Raw genomic sequence first — 5811 nt, 5'->3', positions numbered from 1 at the left:
AAGTAGTTGAGAATATAAAATGAGCACTTCAAGTAAATCAAACAATAGCGACATCGTCCAAAAGCTGTGGAATCTCTGTGATGTATTGCGCGACGATGGCATTAACTATTCCGATTACGTTACCGAGCTCGTCTTACTGCTGTTCATTAAGATGGTGCATGAGAACACCGAGGCAGGGCTGCTCAATAAGCATACCTTGCCAGAAGGCTGCCGTTGGAGTGACTTAAGTGACAAAGATGGTATCAATTTATTGAATGACTATAAAAATATCTTGATGGCACTATCTACAGGTAAGCGTCGTGAAATAGACCCTGAAGATCCAGAAAAGACCATCGAGAAAATAATTGTTACAGATCCACTTATTCTGGCTATCTATGCTGATGCTCAAACGCGCCTGCGTGAGCCTCGCCACTTAAAGCAGCTGATAAAGTCACTCGATTCGATTGACTGGTTCAGTGCGCAAAAAGATGGCTTAGGTGACTTGTATGAGGGCTTGCTAGAGAAGAACGCCAACGAGACTAAATCAGGCGCAGGTCAGTACTTCACTCCTCGTGCGTTGATCGACTCGATGGTGCGAGTAATTAACCCACAGGCTGGTGAAGTGATTCAAGATCCCGCCGCAGGAACCGCAGGCTTCTTGATAGCGGCCGACCGTTATATCAAAGGCCAAACAGATGAGCTGTTTGATTTAACCGGGAAACAACAAGCATTCCAAAAAAATCACGCCTTTGTTGGTGTTGAGTTGGTTCCATCTACTCGTCGTTTAGCGTTAATGAACTGTTTACTGCACGGTATGGAAGGGGACGACGAAGGTGTCGTGCACCTAGGTAACTCTCTCGGTAAAGTGGGGACTACTCTACCCAAATCCGATATTATCCTCGCTAACCCACCTTTTGGTACTAGCAAAGGCGGCGATGCGTCAATTACGCGCAAAGACCTAACTTATCCCACGACTAATAAGCAGTTGGCATTTTTACAGCATATCTACCGAAACTTAAAAGCGGGTGGCCGTGCAGCGGTAGTGTTACCTGACAACGTCTTATTTGAAGCAGGTCGTGGTACCGAGATCCGTACGGATCTGATGAATAAGTGCGACCTGCACACTATTTTACGTTTACCAACCGGTATATTCTATGCGGCGGGCGTGAAGACCAACGTGCTGTTCTTTACTAAAGGCTCAGCCAAAGATAAGAACCAAGAAGAAAACTGTACCACCAACACTTGGGTCTATGACCTACGTACCAATATGCCAAACTTTGGCAAGCGCACCCCGTTTGGTGAGCAACACCTAAAGCCCTTTGAAGCTGTTTATAACCTGCCACTTAAAGATCGCAGGGAAGGGGAGTGGTCGTTTAATGCCGAAGAAGTTGAAGCAGAAAGCACAGAGGTTAATAAAGGTGTCGATCCTAGCCTAGCGCACAGCCGTTGGCGTGTGTTTAGCCGTGAATTTATCCGCGACAACAAAGGTGATTCGCTAGATATTAGCTGGCTGAAAGATGGCAATAGCGTCGATGCCGCAACATTAGGGACCCCTGAGGAGCTCGCAGGTGAAGCCATGACTGAACTGAAAGGCGCATTAGCGGATCTTGAAGCTCTGGTTGCTTCATTAGCGAGTGGGGTGAAAGGATGAGTCAAGTGATTCCTGATGGGTGGGTAAAAGCTTCTTTATCTGAAGTTGTTATCGTCAATCCAAAACACAAAGATTTAGAGGATCAAGAGGCGGGTTTTGTGCCTATGGCACTTGCACCTACGGATTTCAATGGCACTTTGAATTACGAGGAACGGCAGTGGGATAAAATCAAAAAAGGCTACACTCACTTCGCAACGGGTGATGTGATTTTTGCCAAGGTAACCCCTTGCTTTGAAAACGGAAAGGCAGCAATCGTTAAAGAGCTACCTAATGATATCGGTGCAGGTAGTACCGAGTTTTATGTTTTGCGCCCTGTAATAAAAGATATATCTGTTAATTACATTTTCTCTGTAATCAAGAGTTATGAGTTTTTGCAAACTGGTGCAGAGAATATGACTGGAGCTGTGGGTTTACGAAGGGTTCCTAAAAAGTTTGTCGAAGAATTTAAAATTAGCCTTCCCCCATTAGCCGAACAAAAAGTCATTGCCGACAAACTGGATGAGCTACTGACTCGGGTGGAAAGTACCAAAGCTCGCCTTGATGCTATTCCTGCAATCTTAAAATCATTCCGCCAATCGGTCCTCGCCGCCGCAGTGAGTGGCAAGTTGACCGAAGAGTGGCGAGGGGATAAACCACATGAGTTAGATAATGGTTTACCTGATTCATGGTCTAGTAGAGCAGCTAAAGAAGTCTGCTTAAAAGTTCAAAGTGGCTCTACTCCGCGCAATAAACCTTTTGATCAAGGCGGGACCGTTCCATTTCTGAAAGTGTACAACATCGTTAATCAAAGAATAAACTTTGACTATAAACCACAGTTTGTAACGGATGAAACTCACTCGAAAAAATTGAAGAGATCAGTGGGATTACCTAATGATGTTTTAATGAATATCGTGGGACCACCTTTAGGTAAAGTTGCAATCTTACCCTCCCAATATCCCGAATGGAATTTGAATCAGGCGTTAACTCTGTTTAGGGTTGATCCTGAATATCTAGAGTATAAGTATCTATATTACGTATTATGCGAAGGGGAGCTTGTGAGAAATGTCATGCCTGATACCAAGGGTTCGGCCGGACAGATAAATATATCATTAACTCAGTGTCGAGAAGCCCCAATACCTATACCTCCATTAAAAGAACAAACTGAAATCGTGCGCCGTGTCGAAGAGCTGTTCGCTTTCGCCGATAAAGTCGAAGCGCAAGTCGATGCTGCACAAGCACGGGTGAACAAGCTTACCCAGTCGATTATCGTCAAAGCCTTCAAGGGGGAACTTTCCGCGGAGTGGCGCGCAGAAAACCCTGATTTGATTAGTGGTGAAAACAGCGCTGAAGCTTTGATTGAGCGTATTAAAGCCGAACGTGTAGCCCTTGCGTTAGCAAGCAAAACTGCAAAGAAAAAGCCTTCCAAGAAGATAAGAGCTAATAAATTAGTAGCCAAAGGAAGTAACAACACCTTAATTAATAAAAAACTGAGTCCTGTTCAATCTCTCATTGCTGATGGCGTTGCACATAGCCCTCAGGATATTTTCAACAAGCTAACACCTGATTTATCGCTGACTGAAGTTTTTAATGAGATAAGTGAACTACTTCGTGATGATAAGATTGAAGAAAAAACAGTTGATGGAATAACAGGGTTTTTCATTAAATAATGAAACTACAATACTTAAAAATAAATTCGGAGTTTAAAAACCTGAAAGGTGTGGAGATACGATTTTCAGATGATGAAAATCGTACAGTCATCATAGGTCAAAATGGCACAGGGAAGTCAAATATCATTGAGGCTATTGTACAAATATTTAAGTATTTAGAAACAGGCAACCTCCCGCCATTTTCCTACGAGATGAAGTATAAAATTGGTGAAGCTAGTTTGGAAACCTGGCTGGATATCAATGTAGATACATCGAGAGAATCGGTCTATGAGATAAAGGTTCAAGAACATTCACCTGGAAATATCTCTGAGTGGCAAGATGTCGATATTGCCATAGTAAAGCGCGATAAAGCCGGCCTATCACATTTTCTACCTCGAAATATCTTTGCTTATTATTCGGGGCCAAGTGATCGGTTAGAGTCACTATTTTTTGATTCAAGAAGAGATTTTTATCTTCAAGTCATTAAAGAGGGGGCTAATATTCGAGACAACATTAGGCCTTTCTTTTATGCCAAACCCTTCCACAGTCAGTTTTCGTTACTATCATTTTTTGTCGCGCGTGGCGTACCACATGCAACGAAATTTTTGAAGCAAGAGTTATCAATAGCCAGCTTTGAATCAGCCACATTCTACTTAACAAAGCCTGCTAGTTGGGGGAGTAATGATGCTAGTGATTTCTGGGGAGCGACAGGGGCTATACGAGATTTTTTGGAGCTAGTAAAAAAGTACTCTATTGGCCCTATTGAAACACAGGAACCTCAACCGGATTTGCTGTCAAAAAGGGTAAAAAAGAAGCAAGTAGTGGGCTTTTTCCTACCTAGTAAAGCCAAGTTAGATGAGCTCTCAAAAAATATGCGTCCCGAAGATCTGTTCAAAATCCTCGAAGCGACCTACCTATCTGGAATTCTGGACAGAGTCGAAATACAAGTAAAGCAAACCAAATCTGATCAAAATGTAGTTTTTAGTGAGCTAAGTGAAGGTGAACAACAACTACTCACTATCTTTGGGCTACTTCAGTTTACGGCAAAACGAGATGCATTATTTTTACTCGATGAACCTGATACTCACTTGAACCCCTATTGGGCAGCAAAATACCATAGATTTTTAGAGTTATTCGTTCCAGAGGGGTTCGGTAGTCATATTATTATGACCACTCACCAACCTCTCTCTATTGCAGAGTTAAATAGAGAACAGATTCAGGTTATATCAAGAAATGATGCCAGCCAAAAAATTTCAGTCGACACCCCTAGAAAAAGCCCTAAAGGCATGAGTGTAAATGGTATTTTAACTAGTGATATGTTCGGCCTCTTAACAACATTGGATAACGGTACTCAAGACCTCATTCGAGAAAGAAGGAACTTAGTTTCTGAAGATAGCAACCCTGAACGATTAGAGGAGCTCAACACGCAACTTGAGCAATTGGGATATGGTTATATTCATCCTGATGAAGATTATCGCCAGTTTTTAATTGCTCGAAGTAAATACCTAGAATACGGTAAAGAAGTAGCATCAGTTGAAGCTCGAAAGCAGATGATTAAGAACATTCTCAAAGACATGAGGATCTCTTCGAATGAGGCACATTGATAAATCTAAATTTGAAAAATGTAAAACGAAGACCTGGGACAAAAAATCTAAACAGTGGTCCGATAGAGTCAAAGGCGCAGCTGAACCGAGTGCAGAAATAGAGGCTATAGGTAATAAATGGAGCTCCTTAAAAAGGACCTTTGTAGCAGAATTTGGAGCCAAGTGCTGGTATACAGAATCACCTCAGATAGGAACTGATTTCGATGTCGATCACTATTGGCCAAAAGGCAGAGTTAAAAATGCTGATGGCGCTATTGTCAAACAGGGTACTCAACAGCATCCCGGATATTGGTGGAAAGCTTATGACATAAGTAATTATCGCTACTCGTGTATTTTCGCAAACCGAGCGAGAGATGAGGGGGGAAAAGTTGATTATTTTCCATTATCCGATGAATCCATGCGCTGTTGGGGTATCGATGCACCCTGTGATTATACTCATCACTTAATATTAGATCCTTGCTCTATAGATGATGTAAAACTGCTATCGTTTGAAGTTGAGACTGGACAAATTTCACCAGCGGTAACTTGCGATGCAGATCCTATTGGTTTTGAGAAGGTTAGGCTATCTAAGATCTTATTGAATCTTGATCATGAAACGATCGTTCCTCACAGACTGCGAGCAATTAAAGATGCACAATCAGCTATTCGATATCTAAAGTTAACATCGGGCCTTGATGATGATGATTTAGATGACGAAGATCGTGCAGGTATAAGTGAAGCTAAAAATAGATTAAAAGAGCTCTGTAACCGTAAAAGTCCTTTTAGTGCAGCTGCAGTTCAACACATCTTGTTTAATAAAAACGCACAGTATTTAGCAGATTTTATCGATGAGTTAGATCTTACACCATAGAGAACGAATCGGATGTAAGTATCAAAAATTAAAAGGATTTTTATGGTAAGTAAAAAGGTTGCCTCAGATCAATTACAGCAGGTTTATGATCTGGCCTGCTTA

4 protein-coding genes are annotated in these 5811 nt (G+C 41.9%); all 4 read left to right on the top strand.

Features of this window, described 5'->3' with window-relative positions:
- The first annotated feature begins 19 nt into the window (after window positions 1-19).
- From BCT81_RS23660 to BCT81_RS23645, 4 genes are read left to right on the top strand one after another with little or no spacing between them, the layout of a single operon-like run.
- Window positions 20-1630, top strand: coding sequence for an N-6 DNA methylase (locus tag BCT81_RS23660; RefSeq protein WP_102426053.1), 1611 nt, complete (start codon window positions 20-22; stop codon window positions 1628-1630).
- Window positions 1627-3276: a restriction endonuclease subunit S gene (locus BCT81_RS23655; protein ID WP_102426052.1), complete on the top strand. Its 1650-nt coding sequence runs from the start codon at window positions 1627-1629 to the stop codon at window positions 3274-3276. Before BCT81_RS23660 ends, BCT81_RS23655 begins: the two co-directional genes overlap by 4 nt.
- A complete protein-coding gene (locus tag BCT81_RS23650; RefSeq protein ID WP_102426051.1) occupies window positions 3276-4859 on the top strand; it encodes an ATP-binding protein in 1584 nt (527 codons plus the stop codon). The genes BCT81_RS23655 and BCT81_RS23650 overlap by 1 nt, the downstream gene beginning before the upstream one ends.
- The gene (locus tag BCT81_RS23645) at window positions 4846-5709 is read left to right on the top strand and encodes a hypothetical protein (protein WP_102426050.1); all 864 of its coding nucleotides are present in this window, start codon (window positions 4846-4848) and stop codon (window positions 5707-5709) included. The genes BCT81_RS23650 and BCT81_RS23645 overlap by 14 nt, the downstream gene beginning before the upstream one ends.
- The last annotated feature ends 102 nt before the right edge of the window (window positions 5710-5811 follow it).

The sequence above is a fragment of the Vibrio sp. 10N.261.52.A1 genome (assembly GCF_002876325.1).
GTDB lineage: Bacteria > Pseudomonadota > Gammaproteobacteria > Enterobacterales > Vibrionaceae > Vibrio > Vibrio chagasii.
This window is presented reverse-complemented; position numbering and strand designations above follow the sequence as displayed.